At 65.6% G+C, this 15,590-nt stretch carries 9 protein-coding genes and 1 pseudogene; 6 read left to right on the forward strand and 4 right to left on the reverse strand.

The window, feature by feature from the left end:
* Positions 1–18 precede the first annotated feature (18 nt).
* From xdhB to OEJ36_RS14675, 3 genes are all read right to left on the reverse strand, one after another.
* On the reverse strand, positions 19–2,415 hold the full coding sequence (xdhB, locus tag OEJ36_RS14665) for a xanthine dehydrogenase molybdopterin binding subunit (protein ID WP_263402101.1): 2,397 nt from the start codon (positions 2,413–2,415) through the stop codon (positions 19–21).
* A gap of 131 nt (positions 2,416–2,546) precedes the next feature.
* The gene (xdhA, locus tag OEJ36_RS14670; protein ID WP_263402102.1) at positions 2,547–3,986 is read right to left on the reverse strand and encodes a xanthine dehydrogenase small subunit; all 1,440 of its coding nucleotides are present in this window, start codon (positions 3,984–3,986) and stop codon (positions 2,547–2,549) included.
* A gap of 249 nt (positions 3,987–4,235) precedes the next feature.
* Positions 4,236–5,372, reverse strand: coding sequence for an alkane 1-monooxygenase (locus tag OEJ36_RS14675; protein WP_263402103.1), 1,137 nt, complete (start codon positions 5,370–5,372; stop codon positions 4,236–4,238).
* A gap of 276 nt (positions 5,373–5,648) precedes the next feature.
* On the opposite strand from OEJ36_RS14675, the gene OEJ36_RS14680 reads away from it, so the two are divergent.
* From OEJ36_RS14680 to ligA, 4 genes are all read left to right on the forward strand, one after another.
* Positions 5,649–6,308 (forward strand): GntR family transcriptional regulator, encoded by a 660-nt coding sequence (locus OEJ36_RS14680; protein ID WP_263402104.1) that lies wholly within the window; start codon positions 5,649–5,651, stop codon positions 6,306–6,308.
* 26 nt (positions 6,309–6,334) lie between these two features.
* Positions 6,335–9,823, forward strand: coding sequence for a chromosome segregation protein SMC (gene smc / locus OEJ36_RS14685; protein WP_263402105.1), 3,489 nt, complete (start codon positions 6,335–6,337; stop codon positions 9,821–9,823).
* Positions 9,824–10,035: 212 nt separating this feature from the next.
* Positions 10,036–10,860, forward strand: a complete 825-nt coding sequence (gene zipA / locus OEJ36_RS14690; RefSeq protein WP_263402106.1) for a cell division protein ZipA — start codon at positions 10,036–10,038, stop codon at positions 10,858–10,860.
* 67 nt (positions 10,861–10,927) lie between these two features.
* Positions 10,928–13,300, forward strand: coding sequence for an NAD-dependent DNA ligase LigA (gene ligA, locus OEJ36_RS14695; protein WP_263402107.1), 2,373 nt, complete (start codon positions 10,928–10,930; stop codon positions 13,298–13,300).
* 89 nt (positions 13,301–13,389) lie between these two features.
* Here the strand turns inward: ligA and OEJ36_RS14700 are convergent, their stop codons facing one another.
* Positions 13,390–13,671 (reverse strand): HU family DNA-binding protein, encoded by a 282-nt coding sequence (locus tag OEJ36_RS14700; RefSeq protein ID WP_021222154.1) that lies wholly within the window; start codon positions 13,669–13,671, stop codon positions 13,390–13,392.
* Positions 13,672–13,931: 260 nt separating this feature from the next.
* Here OEJ36_RS14700 and OEJ36_RS30655 point away from each other — a divergent pair.
* A pseudogene (locus OEJ36_RS30655) lies at positions 13,932–14,708 on the forward strand (MCP four helix bundle domain-containing protein); the annotation flags it as partial.
* Positions 14,709–14,744: 36 nt separating this feature from the next.
* On the forward strand, positions 14,745–15,566 hold the full coding sequence (locus OEJ36_RS30660) for a methyl-accepting chemotaxis protein (protein ID WP_411861013.1): 822 nt from the start codon (positions 14,745–14,747) through the stop codon (positions 15,564–15,566).
* Positions 15,567–15,590: the final 24 nt, after the last annotated feature.

The raw sequence follows: 15,590 nt of genomic DNA on the forward strand, positions 1-15,590 counted from the left end.
TCGGCTCCCGGCCCGCCGTCAGGCGGGCTCTACCTGGCTGGCAGCTGGCTTGGTGGCCGCCTGCTGCAGCTTCTTCATCTGCTCCACGCCCCAGAGCACGCGCTCCGGAGTGGCCGGTGCATCGATGTTCGGTTGCGCCTTGTAGTCCGCCAGGCTGGCCACGGCGTCCTTGAGTGCGCACCACACGGCGATGCCGAGCATGAAGGGCGGCTCGCCCACGGCCTTGGAGTGGAACACCGTCTGCTCGGGGTTCTTGCGGTTCTCCACCAGCTTCACCCGCAGGTCGATGGGCATGTCGGCGATGGCGGGGATCTTGTAGCTCGCCGGGCCGCTGGTCATCAGCTTGCCCTTGGCGTTCCACACCAGCTCTTCCATGGTCAGCCAGCCCATGCCCTGGACGAACGCGCCTTCCACCTGGCCGATGTCGATGGCCGGGTTAAGCGAGTCGCCCACGTCATGCAGGATGTCGGTGCGCAGCATCTTGTACTCGCCGGTCAGGGTGTCCACCAGCACTTCCGCGCAGGCAGCGCCGTAGGCGAAGTAGTAGAAGGGGCGGCCGCTGGCCTTGTCGCGGTCGTAGAAGATCTTCGGCGTGCGGTAGAAGCCGGTGCTGGAGAGCGAGATCTGGTTGAAGTAGGCGAGCTGGATCACTTCCTCGAAGGACAGGTAGTGGTCGCGTACGCGCACCTGCTCGTTGCTGAATTCGATGTCTTCGTCGGTCACCTTGAAGTGGATGGCGAGGAAGTCCACCAGGCGCTTCTTGATGGTTTCGGCAGCGTTCTGCGCGGCCTTGCCGTTCAGGTCGGTGCCGCTGGAGGCCGCGGTCGGCGAGGTGTTGGGCACCTTGTCGGTGTTGGTCGCGGTGATCTGGATGCGGCCGATGTCCACCTTGAAGATCTCGGCCACCACCTGGGCGACCTTGGTGTTCAGGCCCTGGCCCATCTCGGTGCCGCCGTGGTTCAGGTGGATCGAACCGTCGGTGTAGATGTGCACCAGCGCGCCGGCCTGGTTGAGGAAGGTGGCGGTGAAGCTGATGCCGAACTTGACCGGGGTCAGCGCCAGACCCTTCTTCAGCACCGGGCTCTTGGCGTTGAACGCGCGGATCTCTTCGCGGCGCTTGGCGTATTCGCTGCTGGCCTCGAGGTCGGCGGTCATCTCATCCAGCAGGTTGTGCTCGACCGGCTGGTAGTAGTGGGTGACGTTGCGCTCGTCCTTGCCGTAGTAGTTGGTCTTGCGCACCTCCAGCGGGTCCTTGCCCAGGTGGCGCGCGATCACGTCCATGATCTCTTCGATCACCACCATGCCCTGCGGGCCGCCGAAGCCGCGATAGGCGGTGTTCGACGCGGTGTTGGTCTTGCAGCGGTGGCCGTTGATGGTGGCGTGTTCGAGGAAGTAGGCGTTGTCCGAGTGGAACATCGCGCGGTCGACGATGGAGCCGGAGAGGTCCGGCGAGTAGCCGCAGTTGCCCGCCAGTTCCAGTTCGATGCCGGTGAGCAGGCCGTTGTCGTCGAAGCCGATGTCGTACTCGGCGTAGAACGGGTGGCGCTTGCCGGTGATGCTCATGTCTTCGACGCGCGGCAGGCGCATCTTGGTCGGGCGGCCGGTGAGGTGCGCGATCACCGCGCAGAGGCACGCCGGGCCGGCGGCCTGGGTTTCCTTGCCACCGAAGCCACCGCCCATGCGGCGCATGTCGATGACGATCTTGTGCATTTGCACGCCCAGCACCTCGGCCACCAGCTTCTGCACCTCGGTGGCGTTCTGGGTGGAGGTGTAGACGATCATGCCGCCGTCCTCGGTGGGCATCACCGAGGAGATCTGGGTTTCCAGGTAGAAGTGCTCCTGGCCGCCGATGTGCAGGTTGCCCTGCAGGCGGTTCTTCGCGCTGGCCAGGGCGCTGGCCGAGTCGCCGCGCTTGTGCTGGTGGCTGTCGAGGACGAAGTGCTTCTTGCGCAGCGCGTCGACCACGTCGAGCACCGGCTCCAGGTCTTCGTATTCGATGATCGCGGCCATGGCCGCCTTGCGGGCGGTTTCCAGGCTGTCGGCGCCAACGGCGATGACCACCTGGCCGACGTACTCGACCTTGCCGTCCGCCAGCAGCGGGTCGCCGGCCACGACCGGGCCGATGTCCAGCTGGCCGGGAACGTCCTCGGCGGTGATGGCGATGGCCACGCCCGGGAAGGCGTAGCAGGGGGTGGTGTCGATGCGCAGGATGCGGGCATGGGCGCGGTCGCTCATGCGGGCATAGACGTGCAGCTGGTTGGGGAACTCCAGGCGGTCGTCGACGTACACAGCTTCGCCGGACACGTGCTTGGGCGCGCTCTCGTGCTTGACGCTCTTGCCGACTCCGGTGGTGATGTCGGCGCGGAACAGCGCGGCCAGTTCTTCCTGGGATTTGATCTTGTGGTGGTTAGACATGCTCTGTGCCTCCAACGACTGCTGCGCCCGCGTGAACGGTGACGGGCGCGACGTGCAGATTAAGCCGACGGTACTGCGCTTCCTGGCCAGCAACTGCCGGGTGCGGCGCTTGGTGCGCGACATGCTTGAAATCACACATAGGCAGTCACCCGGGTTTCGACTTCGGGGGCCTGCAGTTCGAGGAAGTATTTGCGCAGCAGGTTCTGTGCGGTCAGCAGGCGGTATTCCTTGCTGGCACGGAAGTCCGACAGCGGCGTGAAGTCCTGGGCCAGGGCTTCGCAGGCGCGTTCGATCACGCCCGGGTACCAGGCGGCGCCCACCAGCGCGGCTTCACAGGCAGCGGCGCGCTTGGGAATGCCGGCCATGCCGCCGAAGGCGATGCGGGCTTCACGCACCACGCCGTTTTCGATCACCAGGTTGAAGGCGGCGCAGACGGCGGAAATGTCGTCGTCCAGGCGTTTGGAGACCTTGTAGGCGCGGAACGCCTGGTTGGTGCGGGCGCGCGGCACGAGGATCTTTTCGATGAACTCGGCTTCCTGGCGCACCGTCACCTTGTAGTCGAGGAAGTACTCGTCCAGCGGCAGGGTGCGGGTCTGGTTGCCCTTGCGCAGGACGATCTTCGCGCCCAGGGCGATCAGCAGCGGCGGGGCGTCGCCGATGGGGGAAGCGTTGCCGATGTTGCCGCCCAGGGTGCCCTGGTTGCGGATCTGCAGCGAGGCGAAGCGGTGCAGCAGTTCGCCGAAGTCCGGGTATTCGCGGGCCAGGGCGCTGTAGCAGTCGGAGAGCGCGGTGGCGGCGCCGATCTCGATGAAGTCGGGGCCGATCTCGACGCGCTTCATGGCGTCGATGTGGCCGACGTAGATCATCACCGGCAGTTCGCGGTGGAACTGGGTGACTTCCAGGGCCAGGTCGGTGCCGCCGGCCAGCAGGCGGGCCTGCGGGTTGGCGGTGTAGAAGTCGGCCAGGTCGGCGACGGTCAGTGGCACCAGGCAGCGCTTGTCACCGCTGTTGAGCTCGGCGGTTTCGCGCGGGGCGATGGCCTGGAGCTGGGCCACGGTCTGGGCCTCGAAGGCGTCGAACTGGTCCGGCTGTTTCTGGCAGCAGGCCTGCTCGGCGGCGTCGATGATGGGGCGGTAGCCGGTGCAGCGGCACAGGTTGCCGGCCAGGGCTTCCATGGTCTGGGCCTTGTCGTAGCCGTCGCTGTTCTTTTGCAGGGCGAACAGCGACATGACGAAGCCGGGGGTGCAGAAGCCGCACTGGGAACCGTGGCAGTCGACCATGGCTTGCTGCACGGAGTGCAACTGGCCTTTGTGCTTGAGGTCTTCCACGGAAATCAGCTGCTTGCCGTGCAGGGACGAGACGAAGGTCAGGCAGGAGTTGAGGGTGCGATAGCGGATGCGATCCCCCTCCAGCTCGCCGACCACGACCGTGCAGGCGCCGCAGTCGCCCGAGGCACAGCCTTCTTTGGTTCCGGGTTTGGCCAGGTGTTCACGCAAGTAGTTGAGCACGGTGACGTTGGGATCGAGATCGCGCTCGGTGCGCAGCTCCCGATTGACTAAAAACTGGATCAAGGACGACCTCCAGGCACTTTATTGTTTTTACGAGGGCTCGTATGGCCGCGAATTTAGAATCCTCTGACTTTCTGGTCAATAAATATTTGACTCAAAAGTCAGAAAATCTTCATGCCGATGGGCTATGAGGGCGGCGCGCCCGCTCTGGTACGGCAAAGTTGCTTAATCCGTGCCAGTCATCTGCAAGTGTAGAAACGCCGACGCCCCCATGCGGGGGCGTCGGTCGAACGGTGGGGGTGGGGAGGGCGGTCAGGCGGCTTGCTGGGAATCCGTCAGCTGGTGTTCCTCGCCGGCGTAGTAGGCCCGCACGCGGGGGTCCATCACCGCGCGCCAGAGCGGCGGGATCAGCGCCAGGACGATCATCCCCGCGTAGCCGTTGGGCAGCTGCGGGCTGTCGTCGAAGTGGCGCAGCACCTGGTAGCGGCGCTTGGCGTAGGCGTGGTGGTCGGAGTGGCGCTGCAGGTGGAAGAGGAACAGGTTGGTGAGCAGGAAGTTGCTGTTCCAGGAATGCGCCGGGCTGGTCCGCTCGTAGCGGCCGTTCTCCAGCTTGCGCCGGTGCAGGCCGTAGTGCTCCACGTAGTTGACGATCTCCAGCAGGGTGAAGGCCATGGCCGACTGGCCGAGGAAGAACAGCACGCCGAGCCAGCCGAACGCCAGGCCGAAACCGACGGTGAAGGCTGCACTGATGGCGTACCACCAGATCAGCTCGTTGCGCCAATGCAGTGCAGGCAGGCCCTTGCGCTTCAGGCGCTCGGATTCCAGGTGCCAGGCATTGAGGAAGTTGTGCTTATAGGCATGGGGCAGGAAGGCATAGAGGCTTTGCCCGTAGCGCGAGGAGGAGGCGTCCTCGGGGGTCGAGACATGGACGTGGTGGCCACGCACGTGTTCGACCTTGAAGCCCCCGTAGCAGACGGCTGCCAACAGCAGGCCGCCGGCGTTCTGCTCGATCTTCGGGTCCTTGTGGATCAGTTCGTGGGACACGGTGATGCCGATGGCACCCATCACGGTGCCCACCGAGAGCAGCCAGCCGAGGCGGCCGACCCAGTTCCAGTCCTCGTGGTGGATGAAGACCCAGCCGCTCCAGGCCAGCATGCCCAGCAGCAGCGGCACGGTGGCCAGGCTGAGCACCTGGTAGTAGTCCTGGCGCTCCATCTCCGGCACCTGCTCGGTTTCATCCGGGTTGGCCGGGTCGCGGCCGACGATGGCGTCGAGGAGCGGGATCACCCCGAAGACCACGGTGATCACCAGCCAGGGCCACGCATTGGCGTAGTGGCTGTCCAGCGACCAGTAGAAACTCATGGGGATTCCGGCAACCGGGATCAGCCAGATCCAGTAGCCGACCTTTTTCAGGGCGAGCATCCAGTTGGAAGGCAGGCGTTCGAACATGGGTGTTCTCCGTGTCGAGGTGGATGGGTTCTTGTAAAATTGTCAGACAATCCTGCGCCTCCCAGCCCCACCCGGCGACCGACCTTTAGGTCTGAATGCCCGCTTGTTGTCACCTTTGCCAGGTAACACCCTGTGTTACACTTCGCCCCCTGCAGCGTTCCGCTGCGGGCCGCAATCCCTTGAAGCTGCTGCGTTCCCGGGCCGATATAGCAACGCCGGAGCTATCGCCGAGGGCGCCTTACGGACATTCCCAGCCTCCATGACCGAAGGAAAACCATGACGTTCAAGGCACCGGACAGCCTCGCCGAACAGATCGCCCACCACCTCGCCGAGCGCATCATTCGCGGGGAGATGAAGGAACGCGAGCGCATTCAGGAGCAGAAGGTCACCCAGTCCCTCAACGTCAGCCGCGGTTCCGTGCGCGAGGCGTTGCTGATCCTCGAGCGCCGTCACCTGATCAACATCCTGCCGCGCCGTGGCGCTCAGGTTTCCGAGCTCACCCCCCATCACGTGCAGAGCCTCTATGCGCTGATGATGGAGATGTACATCCTCCTGGCCAACGCCGTGGCCCAGCGCTGGAGAAGCGAGGCGGACCTCGCCCCCTTCCGCGCCATCCAGCTGCGCCTGGAGGAATGCCTGAAGGAGCACGACATCGGCAACTTCGTCGATGCCAGCTTCGACATCATGCGTGCCGCCTACCCCTTCGCCGACAACCCCTACCTGGAAGAGACGGTGGAGAACCTGCTGCCGGCCATCAGCCGCACCTATCACCTGGCGCTGGAGCAGCGCAAAGGCGAGATGGCCCAGTTCATGCTGGCGTTCGCCGAGTTGCTGCAGGCGGTGATCGCCCGTGAGCCGGCGCGTATCCGCGATGTGCTGCACGCCTATGGCCAGCACAACTGCCAACTGGTGCTTGCGGCGCTGGCCGGGCGCTGATCGTTCACTGACCGAGGGAGGCAGGGATGCGGCTCAAGTGCATCAAACTGGCGGGGTTCAAATCCTTCGTCGACCCGACCACGGTCAACTTCCCCAGCAACATGGCGGCGGTCGTCGGCCCCAATGGCTGCGGCAAATCCAACATCATCGACGCCGTGCGTTGGGTGATGGGCGAGAGTTCGGCGAAGAACCTGCGCGGCGAGTCGATGACCGACGTCATCTTCAACGGCTCCAACACCCGCAAGCCGGTGGCCCAGGCCAGCATCGAACTGATCTTCGACAACTCCGACAACACCCTGGTGGACGAGTACGCGGCCTTCGCCGAAATCTCCATCCGCCGCCGGGTCAGCCGCGACGGGCAGAACACCTATTTCCTCAACGGCACCAAGTGCCGGCGCCGCGACATCACCGACATCTTCCTCGGCACCGGCCTGGGGCCGCGCAGCTACTCGATCATCGAGCAGGGGATGATCTCCAAGCTGATCGAGGCCAAGCCCGAGGACCTGCGCAACTTCATCGAGGAAGCCGCCGGCATCTCCAAGTACAAGGAGCGCCGCCGCGAGACCGAGAGCCGCATCCGCCGTACCCACGAGAACCTCGCACGCCTCACCGACCTGCGCGAAGAGCTGGAACGCCAGCTCGAACGCCTGCATCGCCAGGCCCAGGCCGCCGAGAAGTACCAGGAATACAAGGCCGAGGAGCGCCAACTGCGCGCCCAGCTCGCGGCCCTCAAATGGCAGACCCTGAACGAGCAGGTAGGCCAGCGTGAAGCGGTGATCGGCAGCCAGGAAGTCAGCTTCGAGGCGCTGGTGGCCGAACAGCGCAGCGCCGACGCCAGCATCGAACGCCTGCGCGATGGGCACCACGAGCTGTCCGAACGCTTCAACCTGGTCCAGGGGCGTTTCTACTCTGTGGGCGGCGACATCGCCCGCGTCGAGCAAAGCATCCAGCACGGCCAGCAGCGCCTGCGCCAGTTGCAGGACGACCTGCGCGACGCCGAGCGCGCCCGCCAGGAAACCGAATCCCACCTCGGCCATGACCGCACCCTGTTGGCAACCCTGGGCGAGGAGCTGGAAATGCTCGCGCCCGAGCAGGAGATCAGCGCCGCCGCAGCCGAGGAAGCCGCCGCTCAGCTGGAAGAAGCCGAGACCGGCATGCATGCCTGGCAGGAGCAGTGGGATGGCTTCAACCAGCGCAGCGCCGAGCCCCGGCGCCAGGCCGAAGTGCAGCAGGCGCGCATCCAGCAGTTGGAGCAGAGCCTCGAACGCCTGCTGGAGCGTGGGCGCCGCCTCAATGACGAACGCGCCCAGCTCGCGGCTGATCCGGAAGACGCCGCCATTCTCGAACTGAGCGAGCAGCTCGCCGCCGGTGAATTGCAACTGGAAGAGTTGCAGGCTGCGGAAGAGGCCCAGGTCGAGCGCCTGGAGCAATTGCGCGAAGAACTGCAGCAGGCGACCCAGGCCCAGCAGCGCGCCCAGGGCGAACTGCAGCGCCTCAACGGGCGCATCGCCTCCCTCGAAGCCCTGCAACAGGCCGCGCTCGACCCGGGTACCGGCACCGCTGAATGGTTGCGCAACCAGAAGCTCGACCAGCGCCCGCGCCTGGCTGAAAGCATGCGGGTGGAAGCGGGTTGGGAGCTGGCGGTGGAAACCGTGCTCGGCGCTGACCTGCAAGCCGTGCTGCTGGACGATTTCAATGCCCTCGACCTGAGCGGCTTTACCCAGGGCGACCTGCGCCTGGCGGCCGCCGTCAAGGGCGGTGCCCGGGTGCCCGGCAGCCTGCTGGACAAGGTCGAGTCCGCCATCGACCTGGTGCCCTGGCTGGCGCGGGTACGGCCCGTGGACAGCCTCGACCAGGCCCTGGCCGCGCGTTCGACGCTGGCTGCCGACGAGAGCCTGATCAGCCGCGATGGCTACTGGGTCGGGCGCAACTTCCTCCGTGTGCGCCGCGCCAGCGAGGCCGAAAGCGGCGTGCTGGCCCGTGGCCAGGAGCTGGAGCGCCTGCATGCGGAGCATGATGAGCAGCAAGCGGCCCTGGAAACCCTGGAAGAGCGCCTGCAGCACCTGCGTGACAGCCAGCGCCAGCAGGAAGAAAGCCGCGAGCAGCAACGCCGCCGCGCCCAGGATGAATCCCGCCGTCTGGGCGAGCTCAAGGCGCAGCTGTCTGCCCAGCAGGCCAAGGTCGAGCAACTCACCTTGCGTCGCCGTCGCCTGGAGGCGGAGCTGGCCGAGCTGGACGAACAGCGTGCCATCGAGCACGAGCAGCTCGGCGAGTCGCGTCTTGTCCTGCAGGACGCCCTGGATGCGATGGAAACCGACACCGAGCAGCGCGAAAAGCTGCTCGCCGAGCGCGACAGCCTGCGCGAGCGCCTCGACCGCATCCGCCAGGAAGCCCGCCAGCACAAGGACCAGGCCCACCAACTGGCCGTCCGCGTCGGCTCCCTGCGTGCCCAGCATGATTCCACGCGCCAGGCGCTGGAGCGCCTGAGCCTGCAGTTCGAGCGCCTCGAAGAGCGCCGCGAGCAGCTCAACCTCAATCTGGAGGAGGGCGCCGCGCCGCTGGAAGAGCTGCGCATGAAGCTCGAAGAACTGCTGGACCGGCGCATGGGCGTGGAGGAGGAGCTCAAGCTCGCGCGCCTGGCCTTGGAAGACGCCGACCGCGAACTGCGTGATGCCGAGAAGCGTCGCACCCAGGCCGAGCAGCAGTCACAGCTGTTGCGCGGCCAGTTGGAACAGCAGCGCATGGACTGGCAGGCCCTGACCGTTCGCCGCAAAACCCTGCAGGACCAGCTTCACGAAGACGGCTACGACCTCCACGGCGTGCTCGCCACGCTGCCCGGCGAGGCCAGCGAAGCGGCCTGGGAAGAAGAACTCGAACGCCTCGCGGCGCGCATCCAGCGCCTGGGGCCGATCAACCTCGCGGCCATCGACGAATACCAGCAGCAATCCGAGCGCAAACGATACCTGGACGCCCAGAACGACGACCTGGTGGAAGCGCTGGATACCCTGGAAAACGTCATCCGCAAGATCGACAAGGAGACCCGCAACCGCTTCAAGGAAACCTTCGACCAGATCAACTCGGGCCTGCAGGCGCTGTTCCCCAAGGTCTTCGGTGGCGGCCATGCCTACCTGGAGCTGACCGGGGAAGACCTGCTCGACACCGGCGTCGCCATCATGGCGCGGCCGCCGGGCAAGAAAAACAGCACCATCCACCTGCTTTCCGGTGGCGAGAAGGCGCTCACCGCGCTGGCTCTGGTATTCGCCATCTTCCAGCTCAACCCCGCGCCGTTCTGCATGCTCGACGAGGTGGATGCGCCGCTGGACGACGCCAACGTCGGGCGCTATGCCCGCCTGGTGAAGGAGATGTCGGAGAAGGTCCAGTTCATCTATATCACCCACAACAAGATCGCCATGGAAATGGCCGATCAGCTGATGGGCGTGACCATGCACGAGCCGGGATGCTCGCGCCTGGTCGCGGTGGACGTCGAGGAGGCTCTTTCCCTCGTAGAGGCCTGATCGGGCCGGGGGTGCAACCTTTTCGCCCGGAGGGCCGTGAAGCCTCTATCAGAGGTTTCTCTGCTGGGCTGGCCGTGCTAGCTTAATGCCCAATTTTGTCGCACGTGGAAAACGCCATTCATAACATGGAGTTGGGCGCCACGTTTTCAGAGGACCGGATGTCCTTTCTTCACCATCATCAGAATATTTTTTGACCAGGGGACACAGGATTAATGGATATCGGTCTGCGCGAGTGGCTGATCGTCATCGGCATCATCGTAATCGCCGGCATTTTGTTCGATGGCTGGCGCCGCATGAGCGGCGGCAAGGGAAAACTGAAATTCAAGCTCGACCGTAGCTTCTCCAACCTTCCTGACGATGACGAGGATCCCAATCTGGTGAGCCCGGTACGCGTCAAGGAACGCCACCAGGAACCCTCGCTCGATGAGGAAGACCTGCCGCCCATGAGCGCCAAGGAGCTGAACAAGCGCCGCGGCGAACCGCACCAGGGCGACCTCAATCTCGATGAGCCGGTCCCGACCCTGCTCAACCCCGTGGACGATGGCACCCCGGCCAAGCCCGCCAAGAACGGCAAGACCCATGCTGCACCGGCCCAGGACCTGCCTCCGGTGGAGGAAGTGCTGGTGATCAACGTGGTGGCGCGCGACGGTGACGGCTTCAAGGGCCCGGCCCTGCTGCAGAACATCCTCGAGAGCGGCCTGCGCTTCGGCGAAATGGACATCTTCCACCGTCACGAAAGCATGGCCGGTAACGGCGAAGTGCTGTTCTCCATGGCCAACGGCGTCAAGCCCGGCACTTTCGACCTGGACGACATCGACCACTTCAGCACCCGTGCGGTGAGCTTCTTCCTCGGCCTGCCGGGCCCGCGTCATCCGAAGCAGGCCTTCGATGTGATGGTCGCGGCGGCGCGCAAGCTGTCCCAGGAACTGAACGGCGAATTGAAGGACGATCAGCGCAGCGTGATGACGGCGCAAACGATCGAACACTATCGGCAGCGCATCGTCGAGTTCGAGCGCCGCAGCCTGACCAAACGCTGAATCACAGGATCCAACGAAAGAGCAGCCCAGGCTGCTCTTTTCGTTTGCACAGGAAAGAGCACGAATCATGACCGACGCCCAGACCGCCGCCCAGCGCATCCACCAATTGCGTGCCGAACTGGATGAGCACAACTACCGCTACTACGTGCTGGACGAACCCAGCGTTCCCGATGCCGAGTACGACCGCCTGTTCCGCGAGCTGCAGGCCCTGGAGGCCGAGCATCCGGAGCTGGTGACGCCGGAGTCGCCGACCCAGCGCGTGGGCGGCGAGGCCCTGAGCGCCTTCGGTGAAGTGCGCCACGAGGTGCCCATGCTCAGTCTGGGCAACGCCTTCGAGGAGGAAGACCTGCGCGCCTTCGACCGCAGCGTGCAGAGCGGCCTGGGGCTCTCTTCCGGCGACCTGTTCGGTGGCGGTGCCGAGGTGGAGTACAGCTGCGAGCCCAAGCTCGACGGCCTGGCGGTCAGCCTGCTGTACCGCGACGGCCAACTGGTGCGCGGTGCCACCCGTGGCGACGGCAGCACCGGCGAAGACATCAGCGCCAACGTGCGCACCATCCGCAACGTGCCGCTGAAGCTCAAGGGCGAGGGCTGGCCCGCCGTGCTCGAAGTGCGCGGCGAGGTGTACATGCCCAAGGCCGGCTTCGAGGAGCTCAATGCGCGCCAGGCGGAAAGCGGCGGCAAGACCTTCGCCAACCCGCGCAACGCTGCGGCCGGCAGCCTGCGTCAGCTGGATCCGCGCATCACCGCCAGCCGCCCCCTGGAGTTCTGCTGCTACGGCATCGGCCAGGTCAGTGGCGAACTGCCGGCCACCCAGGTCGGCATGCTGGAGAAGCTCAAGGGCTGGGGCGTGCCCATCAGCCGTGAATTGAAACTGGCCAAGGGCGTCGAAGCCTGCCTGGCCTACTACCACGACATCGGCGAGCGGCGCATGGACCTGGCCTATGACATCGACGGCGTGGTGTTCAAGGTCAACAACATCGAAGACCAGCAGCAACTGGGCTTCCGCGCGCGCACCCCGCACTGGGCGCTGGCCCACAAGTTCCCCGCCCAGGAGGAGCTCACCGAGCTGCTGGACGTGGAATTCCAGGTCGGCCGCACCGGTGCCGTCACCCCGGTGGCGCGGCTGAAGCCGGTCAAGGTGGCCGGCGTCACCGTGGCTAACGCCACCCTGCACAACATGGACGAGGTCGCGCGCCTGGGCCTGATGATCGGCGACACGGTGATCATCCGCCGCGCCGGCGACGTGATCCCCCAGGTGATGCAGGTGGTCACCGAGCGCCGCCCTGCAGACGCCCGCGAGGTGCATGTCCCCGAGCAGTGCCCGGTGTGCGGCTCGGCTGTCGAGCGCACCCAGCTGGTCAAGCGCGCCAAGGGCAAGGAAACCACCAGCGAAGGCTCGGTCTACCGCTGCGTCGGTCGCCTGGCCTGTGGTGCCCAGCTGAAGCAGGCGATCATCCACTTCGCATCCCGCCGTGCGCTGGATATCGAAGGCCTGGGCGACAAGATCGTCGAGCAGCTGGTGGACACCGGGCTGGTGGCCTCGCCGGCGGACCTGTTCACCCTGACCTACGAGCAGGTGGTGGCGCTGGAAGGCTTCGCCGACCTGTCGACCCGCAACCTGCTGGCGGCGATCCAGGACAGCGCCAGGCCGACCCTGGCGCGCTTCATCTATGCGCTGGGCATCCCCGATGTGGGCGAGGAGACCGCCAAGCTGCTGGCCCGCGCGCTCGGCTCCCTGGCGCGCATCCGCCAGGCGCTGCCCGAGGTGCTGACCTACCTGCCGGACGTGGGCCTGGAGGTCGCCTTCGAGATCCACAACTTCTTCAGCGATGCCCACAACCTCCAGGTCATCGACGACCTGCTGGCCCGTGGCGTGGTGCTGCAGGAGGAGGGCGACCTCAGCCCCGAGTTCGCCGCCTGCGCGACCCTGGCGGGCTTCATCGACAAGCTCAACATTCCCTTCATCGCTGCCACCGGTGCAGAGAAGCTGGCAGTGAAGTTCGGCAGCCTGGAAGGCGTGATCAAGGCCGACTGGCTGGACCTGCGCCAGGTGGAACGCCTCAACGAGAAGGCGGCCAAGTCCCTGCGCGATTTCTTCGACCTGCCCGCCAACGCCGAGCGTGCCGCGCTGATCGAAGCGCAGCTACGCGACTTCGGCATGCACTGGGAAAGCGAGAAGAAAGCCGTCGAAGGCCTGCCCCTGGCCGGGCAGACCTGGGTGCTGACCGGCACCCTGGAAGTGATGAGCCGCGATGTGGCCAAGGAGAAACTGGAAGCCCTCGGCGCCAAGGTGGCGGGCTCGGTCTCGGCCCGTACCCACTGCGTGGTGGCGGGCCCCGGTGCCGGCTCCAAGCTGGCCAAGGCCACCGAGCTGGGCGTGCGCGTGCTGGACGAAGAGGCCTTCCTCGCCGAGCTTAAGGGGATGGGCGTTTCGCTCTGACCCGGTAAGGCCCTGCGAGCGCGGGGCATGACCGCAGGCACAGATGAAAAGGCCGGGCATTAGCCCGGCCTTTTTTATTGCGTTGTCGCTTACTTGTTCACGGCGTCGCTGAGGCCTTTGGCCGGCACGAACTTGACGACCTTCTTGGCCGCGATGTCGATGCTCTTGCCGGTCTGCGGGTTGCGGCCGGTGCGGGCAGGGCGCTCGGTGATCTTCAGCTTGCCGATGCCCGGCAGGGTGATCTCATCACTGTTTTCCAGCGTATCGCTGACGATTTCGCTCAGCTGTTCCAGCACGGCACGCACGGAGGCCTTGGTGGTGTCGGTGGCTTCGGCGATGTCTGCGATCAGTTGGTCTTTGGTGATTGCCATGGGTGTAGCTCCAGTGGATGTGGGATTCGGCTTGCGTTCGGGTTGGCGATGCAGCGCGGGTTCAGACCCGCGCTCGCGCTGAAAGTGCGATGGCGCCAGGTGCCATTGGCGAAGCGGGCGGCACGCTAGCATAAAAGCCGGGGCACTCCTGCCACCAAGTGTTTCTGTTCGTCGCCACGGCCTTTTCGCAGAGGCCCGACAGGCGGTGATGGGCGGTCTACGCTTGCTGTTACATCGCTATGACATTGCGGAGAGTCGCCATGCTACGTGCCTTTGCCGACCTGGGGTTTCGTTGGAAGATCGCCCTGCCCATCCTGCTCCTGGTGGTGCTCCTGGTGCTGATGGGTGGCCTGGGCATGCAGGGGGTGTCCCAGGTGGCCGATTCCAGCAAGCAGCTGACCAATCGCTACCTGCCCGCCATCAGCCTGCTGCTCAATGCCGACCGCGATCTCTACCAGGCCTTCACGGCCGAGCGCAGCCTGCTGGACGAGGGGGCGGGTACCCACATCGAACAGCTCAAGGCCGACCATGCGGAGAACCTGCAGCAGGCCTATGACCGCGTGCACAAGTACGCGGAGATGGGCGCCAGTGCCGAGGCGCGGCAACTGGTGGCCCAGTTCGACAGTGGCTTCGAGCAATGGAAGGTCACCTCCCTGAAAGTGGTCCAGCTCGCGACTTCCGACCCGGAGGCCGCCAGCGTCCTCAGCTTCGGTGACAGCGAAAGCCAGTTCCAGAACATGCGCGATGCCATCGACAAGCTCGGCGAGCTCGAGGACAACGCAGCCAATGCCGAGGGGCAGCGGGCGATTGCCATTGGCGAGACGCGCAGCTGGCAGCAGGGGGTGATCATCATCATCGGCCTGGCCATCTGCCTGGTGCTGGTGCTCGGTTTCCCCACCCTGGTCACCCGGCCCCTGCATCGCTTGCTGGAGCGTATCGAGCAGATCGCCGATGGCGACGGCGACCTGCGTGTGCGCCTCGATGTCACCTCGCGGGACGAGCTGGGCAAGCTCAGTCACGCCTTCAACCGCTTCCTCGACAAGCTGCAGCCGCTGATCAAGGAGGTCGGGCGGGTGACCGGCGAGGTCGCCGACTCGGCGCAGAACCTGGCCGGCCTGGCCGCGGCCAACGATCGGCTGATCAGCAGCGAGCACGCGGCGGTCGACCAGGTCAGCACCGCTGCCACCGAAATGAGCGCCGCCGTTCATGAGGTGGCCCGCAACGCCCAGAATGCCGCCGATGCCGCGCGCTTCGCCGAGGTGCAATCCCGCGAGGGCGCGCAGGTGGTGGGCGCCACCATCAAGGCCATTCGCCAGTTGGCCCAAGAGGTGGAAAGCGCTTCCACCACCATCGGCACCCTGGAGCAGGAGACCGCCAACATCGGCGCCGTGCTGGCGGTGATCAAGGGCATCGCCGACCAGACCAACCTGCTGGCGCTCAACGCCGCCATCGAAGCGGCACGGGCGGGCGAGCAGGGCAGGGGCTTCGCGGTGGTGGCCGACGAGGTGCGTGCCCTGGCCGCACGCACCCAGGAATCCACCAAGGACATCCAGCAGATGATCGAGCGCCTGCAGGTGGGCGTGCAGAATGCCGTGCGCGCCATGCACTCGGGCAGCGCCCAGGCCCGTGACAGCGTGGAGCGCGCCGCTGGCGTCGACCAGGCGCTGACGGACACCGGCGATTCGGTGCAGCGCATCAACGACATGGCCGCGCAGATCGCCACCGCCTGCGAAGAGCAAAGCAGCGTCACCGAAGAGATCGCCCGCAACATCAGCGACATCCGCGATCTCTCAACCGAAGCGGCACAAACCTCCGACCAGAGCACCCAGGCGAGCCGTCATCTCTCCGAGCTTTCCAGCGGCCTCGCCAAGCTGGTCGGGCGCTTTCGGGTATGAGTCGCAAGTGCTTGTAACGGAAAT

Source organism: Pseudomonas sp. PDM13, assembly GCF_025685765.1.
Lineage (GTDB): Bacteria > Pseudomonadota > Gammaproteobacteria > Pseudomonadales > Pseudomonadaceae > Metapseudomonas > Metapseudomonas solani.